The sequence below is a fragment of the Microcoleus sp. MOSTC5 genome (assembly GCF_036701825.1).
GTDB classification, from domain to species: domain Bacteria; phylum Cyanobacteriota; class Cyanobacteriia; order Cyanobacteriales; family Microcoleaceae; genus Microcoleus; species Microcoleus asticus.
Genome location: NZ_JAUBRK010000002.1, coordinates 1 through 16,761, shown reverse-complemented (window position 1 = coordinate 16,761; position 16,761 = coordinate 1). Strand labels below are relative to the sequence as shown.

At 44.8% G+C, this 16,761-nt stretch carries 10 protein-coding genes; 8 read left to right on the top strand and 2 right to left on the bottom strand.

The features are described 5' to 3' along the window. Positions 1-9 precede the first annotated feature (9 nt). Positions 10-243: a hypothetical protein gene (locus QUA54_RS01090; RefSeq protein ID WP_333412603.1), complete on the top strand. Its 234-nt coding sequence runs from the start codon at positions 10-12 to the stop codon at positions 241-243. A gap of 153 nt (positions 244-396) precedes the next feature. Here the strand turns inward: QUA54_RS01090 and QUA54_RS01085 are convergent, their stop codons facing one another. Beyond that, positions 397-1,332: an exopolyphosphatase gene (locus QUA54_RS01085; RefSeq protein ID WP_333412602.1), complete on the bottom strand. Its 936-nt coding sequence runs from the start codon at positions 1,330-1,332 to the stop codon at positions 397-399. A gap of 66 nt (positions 1,333-1,398) precedes the next feature. Here QUA54_RS01085 and bioF point away from each other — a divergent pair, with 66 nt between their 5' ends. From bioF to QUA54_RS01050, 6 genes are all read left to right on the top strand, one after another. Continuing rightward, positions 1,399-2,571: an 8-amino-7-oxononanoate synthase gene (gene bioF / locus QUA54_RS01080; RefSeq protein ID WP_333412600.1), complete on the top strand. Its 1,173-nt coding sequence runs from the start codon at positions 1,399-1,401 to the stop codon at positions 2,569-2,571. A gap of 281 nt (positions 2,572-2,852) precedes the next feature. Next, complete coding sequence (pirA, locus tag QUA54_RS01075; RefSeq protein WP_006635290.1) at positions 2,853-3,002, top strand: arginine synthesis PII-interacting regulator PirA; 150 nt, start codon at positions 2,853-2,855, stop codon at positions 3,000-3,002. A 974-nt stretch (positions 3,003-3,976) separates the two neighbouring features. Next, entirely contained in the window at positions 3,977-6,901 is a 2,925-nt protein-coding gene (locus QUA54_RS01065; RefSeq protein WP_333412597.1) for an ATP-binding protein, read from the top strand. Between the two features lie 11 nt (positions 6,902-6,912). Further along, complete coding sequence (locus tag QUA54_RS01060; RefSeq protein ID WP_172192928.1) at positions 6,913-7,284, top strand: response regulator; 372 nt, start codon at positions 6,913-6,915, stop codon at positions 7,282-7,284. A gap of 100 nt (positions 7,285-7,384) precedes the next feature. Then, a complete protein-coding gene (locus QUA54_RS01055; RefSeq protein WP_333412595.1) occupies positions 7,385-8,722 on the top strand; it encodes a response regulator in 1,338 nt (445 codons plus the stop codon). 185 nt (positions 8,723-8,907) lie between these two features. Continuing rightward, complete coding sequence (locus QUA54_RS01050; RefSeq protein WP_333412593.1) at positions 8,908-10,272, top strand: response regulator; 1,365 nt, start codon at positions 8,908-8,910, stop codon at positions 10,270-10,272. 258 nt (positions 10,273-10,530) lie between these two features. Here the strand turns inward: QUA54_RS01050 and QUA54_RS01045 are convergent, their stop codons facing one another. Then, positions 10,531-11,898 (bottom strand): TldD/PmbA family protein, encoded by a 1,368-nt coding sequence (locus QUA54_RS01045; RefSeq protein WP_172190825.1) that lies wholly within the window; start codon positions 11,896-11,898, stop codon positions 10,531-10,533. Positions 11,899-12,347: 449 nt separating this feature from the next. On the opposite strand from QUA54_RS01045, the gene QUA54_RS01040 reads away from it, so the two are divergent. Further along, a complete protein-coding gene (locus tag QUA54_RS01040) occupies positions 12,348-16,625 on the top strand; it encodes a PAS domain S-box protein (RefSeq protein WP_333412591.1) in 4,278 nt (1,425 codons plus the stop codon). Positions 16,626-16,761 lie beyond the last annotated feature (136 nt).

Below are 16,761 nucleotides of genomic sequence, written 5' to 3'. Positions count from 1 at the left end.
GCCGAAATTATGGGACTCGAACGCAAAATGTTTAGGGGAATGTTTTCACCGGGGGAAGTGGTACGATTGAAACAGCCTTGTTTTACTCCCGGGCGATTGTTTGAGGCAGGAAAATATAACGCTGATGAGTTGCCGGATATCGCTTTTGATATGGGTTTGGTAGACCATGTGCCGCCAGTCAAAGGCAAGAGTTCAGAAAATCTCAATGCCCCGAACCCGCCATCTCAAAACCTTGAGGACTAAACTCCCGTTTGCAGTAAGGACTTTAGTCCTGGAAATTCCCGTTTGTAGTAAGGACTTCAGTTCTGAAAATCCCTGTTTGTAGTAAGGACTTTAGCCCTGAAAAATAAAATAATCAAAGACTCAAGTCCTGACTGCAAAAAAGATAAAGCCAATTTAACCATTTTGCTCAATCTGGGCAATTAACTCTTTCAAAACTTTACTAGCTTTATCATTCTCAATCTGACAAGTTCCGGCATTGTGGTGCCCGCCGCCCCCATATCTTAACATTAACTCCCCAATATTTGTTTTAGAAGTTTTGTTAAAGATTGACTTACCAACTGCGAAAACAGTATTTTGTTGTTTCAGTCCCCACAGTGCGTGAATCGATATATTGCACTCGGGGAACAAAGCGTAAATGACAAAACGATTTCCTGCATAAATCACATCTTCGTTGCGCAAATCCAAAACAACTAAATTATTATAAACTTTGGCACAGCGCTGTATTTGCTCTTTAAATTTTTCTTCTTGATCGAAGTAGAGGTCTACTCTTTCTTTCACATCAGGAAGCTGCAAGATTTGATCGATGGTATGATTTTTGCAGTAATCGATTAACTGCATCATTAACTGATAATTGGAAACCGTAAATTCTTTAAACCTTCCCAACCCGGTTCGGGCGTCCATTATGAAGTTTAACAGCACCCATTCTTGTGGATGCAGAACCTCTTCTTTGGCAAATTGAGCGGAATCTGATTTGTCAACTGCCTGCATCATCGCGTCGGAAATATCAGGAAACTTTGCTTTGCCTCCATAATATTTGTACAGAACCCTAGCTGCGGAAGCTGCATAGGGGTCGATGATGTGGTTGATTTTGATTTTCTCGTGTCTGAGAGTTTCGCTGAAATGGTGATCGAATGCTAGATGAATTCCCTCAACATAGGGTAAATTGGTGCTAATATCGTTATTTGTTATTTCGATTTTTCCATCCTGCATATCTTTAGGATGCACGAATTTAATCTCCTCGATCATATCGAGTTCTTTGAGCAAAACGGCACAGACAAGACCGTCAAAATCGCTGCGGGTGACTAATCTGTATTTTTTAGTGAGTGGCATATGCTTGTGTGATAGGCAGGGACTGATTATAAGACAATATAACTTATTACCCGATCGCTTTCCAAAATGAACGCTGACCCTTACGCTTGGATAGAGAAGTCTCTCGACACTATTCGCCGCGCCCATTGGTATCGATCGCCACAATCGATCGAGAGTTCCCCCGGGCCTGTGGTAGAATTAGCAGGCCGTCGGCTGATTAACTTTGCCAGCAACGATTATCTGGGACTTGCCGGCGATGACAGGTTAATTCAAGCGGCTATAGCTGCAACTAAGGAATTTGGTACGGGTGCGACGGGTTCGAGGTTGCTAAGCGGACACCGCGATTTGCACCGACAGCTAGAATTGGCTATTGCTAATTTAAAACAAACTGAAGATGCTTTAGTATTTAGTTCGGGATATTTGGCGAATTTAGGGGCGATCGTATCCGTTGTCGGCAAGCGCGATTTAATATTATCTGACAAGTACAACCATTCGAGCCTGAAAAACGGAGCCGCACTCAGCGGTGCAACTGCCCTAGAGTACAGTCACTGCAATCTTGAGGATTTAACGGCCAAGTTAGAGCAAAATCGGGCGAGATACCGCAAGTGTTTAATTATTACCGATAGCGTCTTTAGCATGGATGGGGACTTGTGTCCGCTGCCGCAGTTGTTAGCTTTGGCCGGAAAATTTAACTGCATGGTATTAGTAGATGAAGCTCACGCTACAGGAGTTTTCGGTGCTAGCGGTGCCGGTTGTGCAGAACATTTCGGGTGTACGGGAACACCGCTGATGCAAGTGGGGACACTCAGCAAAGCTTTGGGAAGTCTGGGCGGCTACGTTGCGGGCTCTGCTGCTTTAATTGATTTTCTGCGTAATCGAGCTGCGAGTTGGATTTATACTACGGCATTGACGCCTGCTGACGCGGCCGCTGCTTTGGAAGCTGTGAGAATTGTACAGCAAGAACCAGAACGCCGAGTTCGGTTGCGACAAAATATCGAAACTTTCAAATATTGCGCGATTACCAATCACCAATTACCAATTACCAATTCCCTCTCCCCAATTTTCAGTCTTCCGTTAAAAGATGCAGCCGCAGCTTTAATAGCGGGCAGCAAGCTCAAGGAAATGGGTATTTTTGCTTCGGCGATTCGGCCTCCGACTGTCAGCGTCAGTCGAATTCGGATTTCGCTGATGGCAACTCACGAGCTCGCACACCTTCAGCAGTTGGTAGAGGCGCTGGAGCAAGTTTTGAGTTTTGAGTAAATGTTGGGTGCGCATTGGGTCGCTTACCCTTTGAGTAAATGTTGGGTGATGGGGAGGATTTCTACTTCTGCCTTCTGCTGCTCTAGCCTTCTGCTGGTCTAGGCTTTTGCTTTCTTTGGGATTGTCAAGATTTCGCTATTGACTTCTGGTCAGTATTGTACAGTAGTTTGGTCGATCGGTCAACAACTGTAAATTTTTTGTAAATTTAGATACTTTTTGAAATTTAGCGCTATATTAGAGAAGTAGCAGGTACACCAAATTTAACATAAGGAACGTCCACCATGAACACAAATCGTCAAAACGTAAAAAAAGTCGCAGAAACCCACCGCGCTAACATTCACAAGCAACTGATTCACCGCATAGAAGTAGCAAGATCCAGTGGGAACCAAGATTTGGTTCGGGTGCTTGAAGAGGAAATGAGACAGCTTTAAAGAAGCTGCAACTAGAATTTGCCCGTAGTTTGGTTTAGAGGGTTGTGCGAGAAATGCAGAATTCCGGCAACCGCTACCTGTGAACTTTTGACTCCTCTGTTAGTTGGTAGAAAAAACCCCGGTTTCTTCAAGAAACCGGGGTTTTTTATTGAGAAGGAAGAATAAACAAAAGAGGGAACTGTCCTGGACGCCTAAACTTTATCTGTAGGGTGCGCTTCTGTCGACAGAGATTCTACAAATAGCGCAGTGAACTATTTGTTGCGTAAGTTATGAAGTCAAAAGAAATAGGGAAGAAGGAAGAACAGGACTGACGCTGCATTCCTTCTATTTTTACACTATCTGTAGTAGTAAAGTGCGCCAAAGCGCACCCTACTAATAACTACAGGACTACGCAACTGGTTAAGGTGAGGGCGTGCTCGCGCCCTCACCTTAACCAGTCCGGGGCACTGACAAGTTGACAGTCGCGACTAACAACCAAACTCAAGCCAGCACGAAGGACGTACAAAAACTGTGTGCTATTCGTTGGAAAATTGAGCAATTTTCTAGGGGAATTAAGCAACTAACCGACAGAGAATATTGCCAGTGCCGTCAAGCTATAATTCCAATAAATCATATTGCTTACCATGAACTTGTGTGGGTTTGGCGCTCAAAAGTTTAGCCGATCAAACTCGTCAAACAATATATCAAATTAAACACGGGCTGCTATCAAATTATTTAATTGCTCGACTAAAAATTTCCGATGTTCTGATGTTTATTGTCTAATTTTAGGGTGCTGGTACACGGATCTGTGGCAGTTGCGTAAGTCCTGGTAATATTAAAGATGGATTGAGATAGATTTTCATGGGGTTGACTGGGAAAGGCAGCTTTGCCAAAATTTAAGAGTAGCAAAAATACTTAATACAAAAAAGTTGAACTCTATAAAGCGGAACATCGGGGTGGCGACTGCAAAATCCAAAAAATAATAGGTAAAACTGATGGCGACAGACATCCGACACCAGCCGGAAAACGGCTACCACTCAGATCCAACTCAGCCTTCCCCAAGAGAAAATCTGAATAGGCGATCGCCTATGCGTTTGGAGCGAACTCTCAGTTCTTTAGAAACTTGGGGCTTTGGCCTGACTTCTCATCTCGGTTGGCTGAGCATTGCGCCGACGCTCCAAGGCGCTCTCGGAACTGGGGCGCTTTTAGTCTGGTTGCCTGGAATGCTCGTCGGTATGATGCTGAACTTGCAAATGAAACGCTTAGGCGAGCATTGGCCAAACGTAGCCGGAGGAACGCCGAACTATACCACTCGACTGCTAAAAAACTACCCGGCTATAGGACTTTATGCAGCCCTAGGATATTACATAGGCTGGGCTTGTGGTGGGGCGTTTAACGCCATCCTACTCACAGACACGATCGCCATCAACCTGGAGCCATTGGGGATTACTTTTCCGAAGCGGCTATTGCAAATTGGATTTACAGTGCTACCCCTGATTGTGGCTTGGAGCGGCACTAGGGGGTTGAGCATCCTGCATTTATTTTTCATCATCCCGGCTATTGGATTCTTATTTACTTTTTCCGTTCAAGGGTTGGGCTGGTTAGCCTTCTCTCCAAGCAGTCCGGGCTTTTTTCCAACCACCGTGCCGAGCCTCAGCTTTTTGGACTGGGTAAAATGGTACTTCTTTGCAACGATTATAGTTTATGCCTGTGAAACGGCTGCTTCATTTGTCGCCGATAGCCGCCGTCCTGGGGAAACGCTGCGGTTTTTGAGAATCTCGACGGGTTTTATGCCTCTGACCTTTATGGGTGTTTCCTGGATCGTGATGCGATCGCCCATTACTCCAGAGATCGCCGCCAATCCGTTCTCAAGTCTGATAGTAGCAGCCCGACCTTTCTGGGGCGATTCAGCTCCCCTGCTCGTAACATTCCTAGTCTTCTCCGGCTGGCTGCTTTCTTCGACAACTTATATGTCCATCAGTCCCCGCATTTTGTATCAACTTGCCGTAGACGGAAAAATTTCCCCCGTCTTCGCTGTGGTGTCTCGACGGGGAGTTTTTGGCCCGGCCCTGATGGCTACGCTGTTTGTCAGCCTGTTGTTTCTAATTTGGGGGGACTTAGCTCATATAGTAGTCGTGGCAGGTGTTAGTTACCTGGTCTCGATTATGGCAGTCCATCTAGCACTGTGGCTGCAAAGAAAGCGGCCAGAGGTTCTGTGGCCGTGGTGGTCTCTAGGCTTCTTTATGATAGAGACGGTTGTTTTGGTTTGTGGCGGATTGGCTTGGGGGTGGCAAGATTTCATCCTGGGTCTACTGTGTCCGATCGTCTTGTGGGCAGCGGATGGGGCGATGCGACGCATAAACTTTCCCCCCTTCCATGCGGAGTGGTGGATTAAAGTTTACAGGACGCAGAGCAATCGCCTGGTCGCAGATTTTGTAACGTTTCAAGTGGTAATCCTGATTTTACTGGTCTGTAGCGCTGTGGCGATCGGTTGGGGTTCTGGGGTCAGATTAAACGCTAACTCTAGCGTTGGTTCTAATCTTTTGCTGGCGCTGCTTTTGTTAGTTGCTTTTGTGGCGGTGGCGATCGCCTGCTGGACGAGTTTACCCCAAGTCGTCTCAATGGATGAAGCACGAGAGGGAGCAGAACAACTATTTACCATTGCCCTAGATGCGATCGTAGTGCTGGATGAAAAAGGTGTAATTTGCCAGACTAATCCCGCTGCTGAAAGCGTCTTCGGAATAGATTCTACTAGGCTAATTGGGTCTTACCTCAACAAATTTCTACCCGGATTAGGGGCTCAGCCCGATCGGTGGCTCAGTCGCAGCGAACAAACTCTCAACCAACCCGATCGCGACTCGCGCATTCTAGAAGTTGCCATCTCAGACCGATTCTCTCAAAGCGCTTCGACAACCAATCAGGATCTGCAAGAATATGTGGCGATCGTCCGCGATATCACCGATCGCAAACAAGCCCAGTCAGCCCTGCAAAAAGCTAATGAGGAACTAGAAATCAAAGTCGAGGAGCGTACATCTGAACTCACCCACACTGTAGAGCAATTGCAGAATGAAATTCAAGAGCGCCAGCGGATCGAAGAAAATCTCAGAGCTATGCAAAATCAGATTGTTGTCCAAGAAAAACTAGCTTCTCTGGGCAGTTTAACCGCTGGAATTGCCCACGAAATCAGAAATCCTTTAAATTTTGTCAACAATTTCTCAGAACTTTCTGCTGAATTAACCGAAGAACTGTTTGAAGAATTAGAAAATCAAGGAAAAAGGTTAGAGCCGGAAACCAATGAATATATTGCCGAGCTATTAACCTTTCTCAAAGAAAATCTTAAAAGAATCAATCAACACGGTCAAAGAGCTGACAAAATTGTTGGCAATATGCTGTTGCATTCAAGGGGACAAAGCGGTCATTGGGAAGCCACAGATATCAATAGTTTATTGGCCGAATATATCAATCTAGCCTATCACGGGATGCGAGCTAAAGAAACTGCTTTTAACATTACCATAGAAACCGAATATGACAATGACATTGGCCAAGTAGAGGTCGTGCCACAAGACATAGGTAGGGTGTTTCTTAACATTATTAGCAATGCTTGCTATGCAGCCCATAAAAAGCAACAAGAAATGGGAGCAGAATTTTCACCTATACTTGACGTGAAAACTCGAAATCTGGAAGGTCGAATTGAAATCCGCATTCGCGATAATGGCGCAGGTATAAAGCCAGAGGTACTCGATAAAATTTTCAATCCATTTTTTACGACAAAACCACCAGCAGAAGGTACTGGTCTAGGTCTTTCTATCAGTCACGATGTTGTCGTCCAGCAACATCGCGGAGAACTAAAAGTCGAAACAGAAGTAGGAAATTACACAGAGTTTATAATTACATTGCCGAAAAAAACAGCAGAAATTTAGGAGTAAAAAAAATGAAAGTAATGGTTGTAGACGACGAGGAAGATATTCAGTCTTTGTTTACTCAAAAATTTAGAAAAGAAATCAAAGCAGGGCTAATCCACTTTTATTTTGCCCTGTCAGCAGAGGCGGCATTGGACTACTTAGAAAATCATAAAGAAGCGTCAATTGTTTTGATTTTGTCCGATATTAATATGCCAGGAATGAATGGGATAGAACTGCTCAGAATTATCAAAGAAAAGTTTCCCGATCTAAAAGTTTTTATGATTACCGCTTATGGAGATGAAAGAAATTACCAAACCGCAATCGCTTATGGAGCTGATGACTATATTACTAAACCTGTTAATTTTGAGAGCCTGAAAAATAAAATAATCAATTTGGAGTAAATTCACAATAAAACATAATTGGTAATTGGTAATTGGTAATTGGTACCTTCCCATCCTCTCCTTCTGCCTTCAGGGTTCTACTAGCAACTGAGAGACTAATATGTCAGCCAAAATACTGTTTGTAGATGACGAAGAAAATTTAGAATATGTAATTTCCCAGGTATTTAGAAAAAATATCCGCACGGAAGGATGGCAGATTTTTTTTGCTCGTAATGGTGTAGAAGCGCTGGAAAAATTGAAAGAAAACCCGGATCTGGATATAGTATTGACCGACCTTAATATGCCTGAAATGGATGGCCTGACTTTACTATCTAGACTTAATCAAAGAGACCTACCGCTGAAAACAATAGTTATATCAGCCTATAGCGACATGGAAAATATCAGAAATGCCATGAACTTAGGTGCCTTTGACTTTCTAACCAAGCCGATAGATTTGGAGGATTTAAAGATTACCATCAACAAAACTCTGCGTGACGTGCAACACTTAAAAGAAAACCAGCGCTTGCGGGAATCAGAAGCTCGCGCTAGAGAACAAGCTCAGGATTTACAACAAGGTCTGCAAGAGCTAAAAAAGACCCAAGCTCAACTAATTAAGACCGCAAAAATGTCTTCTTTGGGTCAACTGGTTGCGGGAATTGCTCATGAAATTAACAACCCTGCTAGCTTTATCTATGGCAATATTAGCCACGTCAGTGATTATATCCAGAACCTAACCCACCTGCTAAATCTCTATCAGCAGCAGTACCACCCACCCACTTCTGAGATTGAAGCTGAAATCAAAGCCATAGATTTAGAATTTATGATAGCAGATTTATCTCAAATTCTGGCTTCGATGAAATGTGGTGTTAACCGCATTCAGAAGATTGTTTTGTCTTTGCGTAGCTTCTCAAGGCTGGATGAAGCTAACATAAAGTCTGTTGATATTCACGAAGGGATCAAAAGCAGCCTGCTGATTTTGGATAACCGACTTCAAACAACGAGAACGCGTCCAGAGATTCAAGTGTTTGAGGAGTACAGCCATCTGCCTTTGGTAGAATGCTATGCTGGAGAACTAAATCAGGTGTTTATTAACATTCTTTCTAATGCGATTGATGCTTTGAATGAGTACAATAAACAACGGTCACTAGATGAGAACTCGGCTCTCCAGAGCGCCATTAGTATTCGCACTGTTCTGCTAGAGGAAAGTTCCCGTGTCGTCATTCAAATTCGGGACAATGGGCTGGGAATGACCGCAGACGTGAAAGACCGTATTTATGAACCTTTTTTTACTACTAAGCCTGTAGGTCAGGGTACTGGTTTGGGTCTCTATATCAGCTACCAAATTATAGTGGAAAAGCATGGCGGCACATTGAAGTGTGTTTCAGAGGTGGGGGAGGGAGCGGAGTTCTGGATAGAAATTCCAATCACACAAACTAAGGCTGAATTCGACCTTATCTAATCAATCGCCCTCTACCAAACTCAGAGCCTATTACAGCCCTTAGGTTTGCCATTGTAGAAATCAGCCTTTTCATGACTCTTGCAACAATAATCTATAATAGAACTTAAAGTATATAAATATTACTGGGATAAGTTAATCAATGCAAGGGGCAAAAAATGTCGCATCAGACCGAAAAATATCGCAATATGTCAGCAAAAATACTGTTTGTGGATGACGAGCCAGATTTAGAATCTCTAATTTCCCAGAAATTTAGAAAAAAGATCCGTGCGGAAGAATACCAGGTTTTTTTTGCGTATAATGGCGTAGAAGCGCTGGCAAAGTTACAAGAACAACCCGATATAGACATTGTGCTGACTGACATTAATATGCCAGTTATGGATGGGATCGTTTTGTTAGGGGAACTTAATCAGATAGCTTCCCTAGTCAAAACAATAGTTATATCGGCTTATGGCGACTTAGGAAATATTAGAAAGGCGATGAACGCCGGAGCCTTTGATTTTTTGACTAAGCCTATAAATTTTCAGGATTTAGAAATTACAATTAACAAAACATTGTCCCACGTACAACAGCTAAAGGAAAACGAGCGCTCCCGCCAAGAAAGAGAGGAGAAATTGCAGCAATCGGAAGCGCGAGAGCGAGAAAAAGCTATTCAACTAGAAATTGCACTCCAAAATTTACAGCGCACCCAAGCTCAGCTTATTCAGACTGAGAAAATGTCTAGCTTAGGACAACTCATTGCAGGTATTGCCCACGAAATTAATAATCCCGTTAATTTTATCTATGGCAATTTAACTTATGTCAATGAGTATACTCAGCAGCTATTGGGTTTAATAAACCTTTACGAGCAGCACGGTGCCCACAATCACCCTGAAATCGAAGTTTTAATTAAGAACATAGAGCTAGAATTTATCCGAGAAGATCTGCCTAAAATGCTATCTTCGATGAAAATAGGGGCTGAACGTATCCGTCAGATTGTGCTGACGTTGCGGAACTTCTCGCGGCTTGACGAAGCGGAGATGAAACCCGTTAATATTCACGATGGCATCGACAGCACTATAGTCATTTTGCAGAGTCGGCTCAAGCCTAAGCCGGATTGTCCACCTATTCAAATTATTCAAGAATACGGAGATTTGCCAAAAATAGAATGTTATGCCTCTCAGTTGAATCAGGTATTTATGAATTTGCTGAGCAATGCCATTGATGGCTTGAATTACTATGACAAAAAACGCAGCCTGGAGCAAATAAAAAACGATCCTAGTACGATTACAATTCGTACTTCTATGCTGAATGACAATTGGGTAAGAATCAGTGTTAAAGACAACGGGCTGGGGATAACAAGTGATGTAAGAACGCATCTGTTTAGTCCTTTCTTCACAACTAAACCTGTGGGTCAAGGCACTGGTTTGGGATTATCTATTAGCTATCAGATTGTGGTGGATAAGCACGGCGGAGATTTGAGATGTTTATCGCAGCCAGCAGATAGGGGTGCAGAATTTGTGATTGAGATTCCCATTAGGCAACGCGCTCAGGTAAAGAGGGAGGCAACTTAAGGAGAATTCAACAAAAAACCAGGGTAAAGCCTGGTAGAATCTAGATCGCGATCGCACTTCCCCAATTTCTCTGTAATTTATGAAGTCTCCCAAACACCAAACGACCTAGCTGAAGCCCTCGAAAGTAGATTTTGAGTCGTCGGTCAACTTGTCAGTGTTCCGGACTGGTTAAGGCGAGGCGTGAGGGCGCGAACACGCCTTCACCATGTGCCAGTTGCGTAAGTTTTGAACTAATAATTAATGACTAATCACTAATGATTATCTTCCTCCGACGACGACATTTTTAATCCGCAAATGGGGGCCGCCGACGCTTACGGGTAAACCGCTCTGGCCGCCTTTACCGCAACCGCCGTAGGCATAAACCGAGTCGTTTCCTATCGACTCAATATCCTTTAACGTCTGAAATACATTGCCGCTTAAAGTGACATCGCTCACCGGTTCAGCCAATTTGCCGTCGCGAATCATGAACCCTTGAGCCGCCGCAAAGGTAAACATTTCGCCGTTGGTTTGTCCTCCCAACATCCGCACTGCATACACTCCTTCGTCAATGTCGGCAACCATTTCGTCAAAAGAATGTTCGCCAGACTCGATCGCAGTATTAGTCATCCGCACCAAAGGCATAAAAGTAGCACTCAAAGCCCGGGCATTTCCTGTCGGACTTTCGCCCATTTTGCCCGCAGTCTCGCGATTGTGCATCCGAGTCGTTAAAACTCCATTTTTAATTAAATGCTTGCACTGAGCCGGCACACCTTCGTCGTCGTATTTCAAAGTTCCCGGCAATCCCGGCACAGTTGCGTCGTCAATTACATTCAATTGTTCGATCGCCACAGGCTTGCCCAAAGTCAGCAATTCCTGCATTTTCGGGTTTTCGTAAATGCCGTCTGCTTCCGACAAATGCCCGAAAGCTTCGTGAATAAAAACCCCCGACAAATAAGGGTCTAAAATCACCGGATACTGACCGCCTTTCACCGATTTTGCCTCTAGTTGGCCCACTGCTCGAACCGCAGCACTCTTAACACGATCTTCAATATTTGTCAAGACATCGTAATCCGATCGCGAGTGAATCGACTCAAACCCTTGGCGGACGACACCGCCTTCGCCGCGGGCGATCGCCCCGAAACGCCCGGTCACGTCCAAGCGCTCTTGAGCGATGCAAGTACCTTGAGAATTCACAAAATAAGTAATGCCGAATCTGTCGCTGTAACCAGCCATTGTCGTCTGAATTCGCGGGTCGTAATCTAACAGCAACTGGTTGTAAGATTCGAGCAATTTTCGCTTTTCGGCTAGAGTAATAGAGCGCGGATCGCGACCCAATTCCACTGCTACATAATCTTGAATCGGGGTGACATCTGCTAGTAGAGTTTTTTCGCTGCCAACCAAACGAGACTGAACGACAGCTTCTTCAATGCGATCTTTTAACTCAGCTAAACCGTTAAAAGTTACAAAGCTCCAGCCGCCTTTGTGACAGGCGCGGATGCCGCCGGCGAGACTAAAACTGCGGTTGACAGCATCTAACTGAGGGCCGCGAAAACTAATCGCAGTTGACTCGCTTTGTTCGAGGCGAACTTCCAGATAATCCACGCGATCGCGGTAAGGTGCGATCGCTTCCATCAACTGTTCTTGCATCAAATTGCCCCTATTTTGATTCGCCGTAGCGCTGAAAAAAATTATTGCTAACCATATTTTAGCTAATAATTCCCGTCTTTCGGGTACGCGCTCCCCCACCACTGTGGTACGGCAGCGCGCACCCTCCCCGATAAATGGCGAGTCAGTCGATTTTAGATTTTAGATTTTAGATTTTAGATCGATCCCGTTCTGAGTCTGCGAAGGAATGAATTCGGGGGCTTACGATCACATTACTTTCGGTCAGTCGATTTGAGATTTAAAACTTTCTCCGTAGAATTGAGGATTAGAGGTTTACATATCGCCGGCGTTCGGCGGGCGTCCTAGAACACAAAAAACTCGCGCCGGCTCGCCAAAAGCCCGGTATCCCGGAAATCTTGCATCTGCCTATAAAAATGGAACTAAACTAAATCTATCTAAAGACGTAAAGATCTACCTTAAACCGCCGGCAGATGGAATACTTTAAGATTAAAAAATTTCAAATTTTACCCTATTTAGCAGCAATTTCGGCATCAGTAGCCATTTTGATCGGAGTTGGTATTTTAGACAGATCGGAACAACAGCGGTTTTGTCAGTACAACCGCGCTAGCACCCTCGATCGGCTCAGCACAGTCCGTTCTAAGCTGGAAAGCTCTTTGAATTCCCGGCTGTTTTTGATGCGGGGTTTGGGGGCTTATCTTTCCAATAACCCAAATATCACCGAAGCCGAGTTTGCAGCGACGGCGAGAATTCTGATGGCACAGCAACCGGGCATTCGCGCCATAACTTTAGTTAAAGGCACGACGGTCGCTTACCTTTATCCGCGAGACGGAAATGAAGTGGCGATCGGCGTTGACTTGACCGCGCTACCCGAACAGCGGGAAATGGTCGAAGATGTCATCAACACCAGAAAAACTTTGCTGGCCGGGCCCGTGAAATTATTGGAGGGGGACGAGACGTTTATCAGCCGATCGCCGATTTTTCTCACACCCTCCGGCGCCGAGCCCGAAACAGGAGTTTACTGGGGCTTGACAGGTCTGATCATCGACAAAAATTCCCTGATTGAGGAAGCAGGACTCAACGACTCCTCAGCTAAGCTGCAATACGCTCTGCGGGGCAAAGACGGGAGGGGAGCATCCGGCGCAGTGTTTTTCGGTGACGAGTCAATTTTTCAGGACAATCCCGTGGTGCTGGAAGTGACTTTGCCCAACGGTTCCTGGCAGTTAGCAGCAATTCCGGCAGGAGGATGGCCTGCGAATTCGCCGTTTCGGGGGTGGCTGCTCTTTGGAGGCGACTTGCTGGCACTTTTGAGCGGGGTGGGGGTTTTTAGCTGGGTGTACAGCCGTGCGAAACTGCGTTCAAGCGAAGCTAAGTACCGGCAACTCGTTGAGAATGCTAACAGCATTATTGTGCAGTTAGACAGTGAAGGCAAGATTACTTTTTTTAACGAGTTTGGTGAAGCTTTTTTCGGGTATTCAGAAGCAGAAATCATCGGCAAAAGTGCGATCGGCACAATTATACCGAAAACAGATTTCTCCGAAAGTGACCTCGCGGCAATGATTCGAGATTTTTTGGCACAGCCGGAAAAATACTTCCAACACGAAAAGGAAAACATCCGCAGCAATGGAGAAAGGGTGTGGATAGCGTGGACAAATAAACCTTTACTAGATGCGAATGGAAATTTGGCAGGACTGCTTTGTATCGGGACGGATATTAGCGATCGCAAACAAGCTGAAATCGCCCTGCAAGCTTCTGAAGCGGAACTTACAGCTTTGTTCGCTGCCATGAACGACGTAATTTTGGTGATTGATATTGAGGGACGCTACCTGAAAATTGCCCCGACAAATCCTGGACTTTTATACAAACCGCCGGCAGAACTTGTCGGCAAAAAAATCAGCGAAGTATTCGAGCCAGAAATTGCAGATATTTTTCAGGATAAAATTCGCACCGCCCTTGGTACAAATCAAACCTGTACTTTTGAATATAACCTGGAAATTGCCAGCGTACAAACGTGGTTTGCCACTACCATTTCGCCAATGAAAGAAAACACGGTTCTGGTGGTAGCCCGCGACATTACGGAGCGCAAGCAAGCTGAAAATTGGTTGACCGGTCAAAAACAAATTTTAGAAATGATTGCTAAGGGCGCTCCTCTGGGCGATACTTTAAATACTTTAGTTGAAATTATCGAACAGCAATCTAGAGATGTCATGGGTTCGATTTTGCTTCTAGCTCCAGACGGCGAACATTTACTGCACGGAGCCGCCCCGAGTTTGCCCGACAGTTACAATGCTGCTATTCACGGCACAGCCATCGGCCCGGATGTCGGTTCCTGCGGCACTGCTGCCTTTCGCTGCCAACAGGTGATCGTTACAGATATTGCCACCGATCCTTTGTGGGAAAATTATCGAGATTTAGCCTTGAGTTTTGGACTGAAAGCTTGCTTTTCTACTCCTATTTTCTCATCTCAGGGTCAAGTTCTGGGAATTTTTGGAATGTATTATGCCCAACCGCGCAGCTCCCATTTTTTTGAGCTGCAATTGATAGAAGCGGTCATAAATTTAGCAGGAATTGCGATCGAACGCAAACAGGCAGAAGAAAGTCTCAAACAACTCAATCAAGAGCTAGAAAATAGAGTCAAACAGAGAACTGCTCAATTGATGCAAACTGAAGAACGCTGGCAGTTAGCACTCAAAGGCAACAATGACGGAATTTGGGACTGGAACTTGCAAACAGGGGAAGTGTTCTTGTCCGAGCGATTTAAGGAAATCACCGGATACGAAAACAGCTCAATTTTAGATTACTTGGACGAATGGAAAAGGGGCACGCATCCCGAGGATTTAGCCTTAGTAATGCAAGCTCTCCAAGACCATTTAAACAAGAAAACGCCGCATTACATCATCGAATACCGCTGCTGGTGCTATAACAGCGCCTACAAATGGATACTCAGTCGGGGACAAGCTTTGTGGGACGCATCTGGAACAGCAGTCCGCATGGTTGGTTCAATTACTGACATTACGGAGCGCAAACAAGCAGAGGAAGCACTGCGGGAAAGTGAGGCAAGATTCCAAAAGCTGTCTGCTAATTTGCCGGGAATCATTTATCAATGTTTGTTGCGTGCAGATGGCTCTGTTAGTTTCCCTTACATGAGTCCTGCTTCCCTAGAAATGTTTGAGTTAGAACCAGAAGCTGTTCTGCAAAATTCGGCTTTGCTAACAGATTTGGTTCATCCCGACGAGCGCCAAAATTACTACGAATCTATTGCTATTTCAGCGCAAACTTTGCAACCTTGGCACTGGGAAGGACGGCTGGTGCTGCCTTCGGGCGAGGTTCGCTGGTTTCAGACAAATTCGCGTCCTGAAGCTAAAGAAAACGGCGATATTCTTTGGGACGGCATCACCATTGATGTTACCGATCGCAAACAAGCTGAATTAGCTTTGCAAGAAAGCCAGCAGTTCATTAAAAAAGTAGCCGATGCTACTCCCGGTATTTTGTATCTCTACGACTTGGAAGAACAGCGAAATATCTACACTAATACTTCAATGTTCGCGCTTTTGGGCTATACCAGCGACGAAATTACAGCGATGGATTCGTCACTCCTGCCTCAGTTAATATACCCTGGAGATTTCCATAAAATTGTGAAACATCACGCGAGCTTTGCAGGAATTGAAGATGGCGAAACTAGGGAAATTGAGTACCGGATACGGGCAGCAGACGGTCAAATTATGTGGCTGCAAAGTCGGGATAGTATTTTTAGCAGGAATGCTGACGGTCAGGCTAAGGTAATAATTGGAGTTTCCCAGGATATTACGACTCGCAAGCAAGCAGAGGAAGCACTGCGACAAAGCGAGGGACGAGAAAGAGAAAAAGCTCGAGATTTAGAGTCAGCGCTGCTAGAATTGCAATCTACTCAAACTCAGCTCATTCAAACTGAAAAAATGTCTTCTTTGGGGCAATTAGTTGCCGGCATCGCTCACGAAATTAATAATCCCGTTAACTTCATTCACGCTAACATTGATTATCTCAACCAGTATACAAAAGAGTTGCTCGATCTGGTGACTCTTTACGAACAGGAGTATCCCGAACCAAATTCAAAAATTGTCGATCGCATTCAAGAGATAGATTTGGATTTCATGGCTGAGGATTTAAGAAAACTCGTGGGTTCTATGCAGGTAGGAACCGAGCGCATCCGGCAAATTGTTTTGTCCCTCAGGAATTTCTCGCGGCTGGACGAATCGGCAATGAAGCCGGTCGATATTCACGCGGGAATTGAAAGCACTTTGTTAATTTTGCAGCACCGCTTGAAGAGTCGGGACAGCCGCCCGGAAATTGAAGTAATTAAGGAGTTCGGGAAACTGCCGCTGGTAGAGTGCTATCCGAGCCAACTGAATCAGGTGTTTATGAATATTATTGCTAATGGAATTGATGCTATTGAAGAACGATATCAAAAGTTATCGGTTCCACAATCGCAGATCGAGAACGGCCGGATTGTTATTTTCACTGGTGTAACGGCCCAGAAGACTGCGATAGTGGAAATTTCGGACAACGGTACGGGCATTCCCGAGGCGATAGTCGATCGCATTTTTAACCCGTTTTTTACTACAAAAGCTGTGGGAAAAGGAACGGGTTTGGGAATGTCTATCGCGCACTCGATTGTGGTGGAAAAGCACAATGGCAAGATTGAGTGTATTTCCTCCATAGGATGCGGAACGACTTTTAGGATTCAGATTCCGATCGACAAAGTGTATAAGTAGTAGCGTGCGTCAGTCGATTTTAGATTTTAGATTTTAGATTTTAGATTGACTCCACAGTGCTAGGGCGTCGGTTCAGTATTAGGAGTTGACAAAAAAAGGAATTTATGAAATTAGCCAGTGCATGAGTTCGAGTCTA

Coding starts and splice junctions, on each gene's coding strand:
- pirA (WP_006635290.1), top strand. CDS start 2,853: ATGAACACAAATCGTCAAAACGTAAAAAAAGTCGCAGAAACCCACCGC.
- QUA54_RS01045 (WP_172190825.1), bottom strand. CDS start 11,898: ATGCAAGAACAGTTGATGGAAGCGATCGCACCTTACCGCGATCGCGTG.
- bioF (WP_333412600.1), top strand. CDS start 1,399: ATGAACGCTGACCCTTACGCTTGGATAGAGAAGTCTCTCGACACTATT.
- QUA54_RS01085 (WP_333412602.1), bottom strand. CDS start 1,332: ATGCCACTCACTAAAAAATACAGATTAGTCACCCGCAGCGATTTTGAC.
- QUA54_RS01050 (WP_333412593.1), top strand. CDS start 8,908: ATGTCAGCAAAAATACTGTTTGTGGATGACGAGCCAGATTTAGAATCT.
- QUA54_RS01060 (WP_172192928.1), top strand. CDS start 6,913: ATGAAAGTAATGGTTGTAGACGACGAGGAAGATATTCAGTCTTTGTTT.
- QUA54_RS01065 (WP_333412597.1), top strand. CDS start 3,977: ATGGCGACAGACATCCGACACCAGCCGGAAAACGGCTACCACTCAGAT.
- QUA54_RS01090 (WP_333412603.1), top strand. CDS start 10: ATGGGACTCGAACGCAAAATGTTTAGGGGAATGTTTTCACCGGGGGAA.
- QUA54_RS01055 (WP_333412595.1), top strand. CDS start 7,385: ATGTCAGCCAAAATACTGTTTGTAGATGACGAAGAAAATTTAGAATAT.
- QUA54_RS01040 (WP_333412591.1), top strand. CDS start 12,348: ATGGAATACTTTAAGATTAAAAAATTTCAAATTTTACCCTATTTAGCA.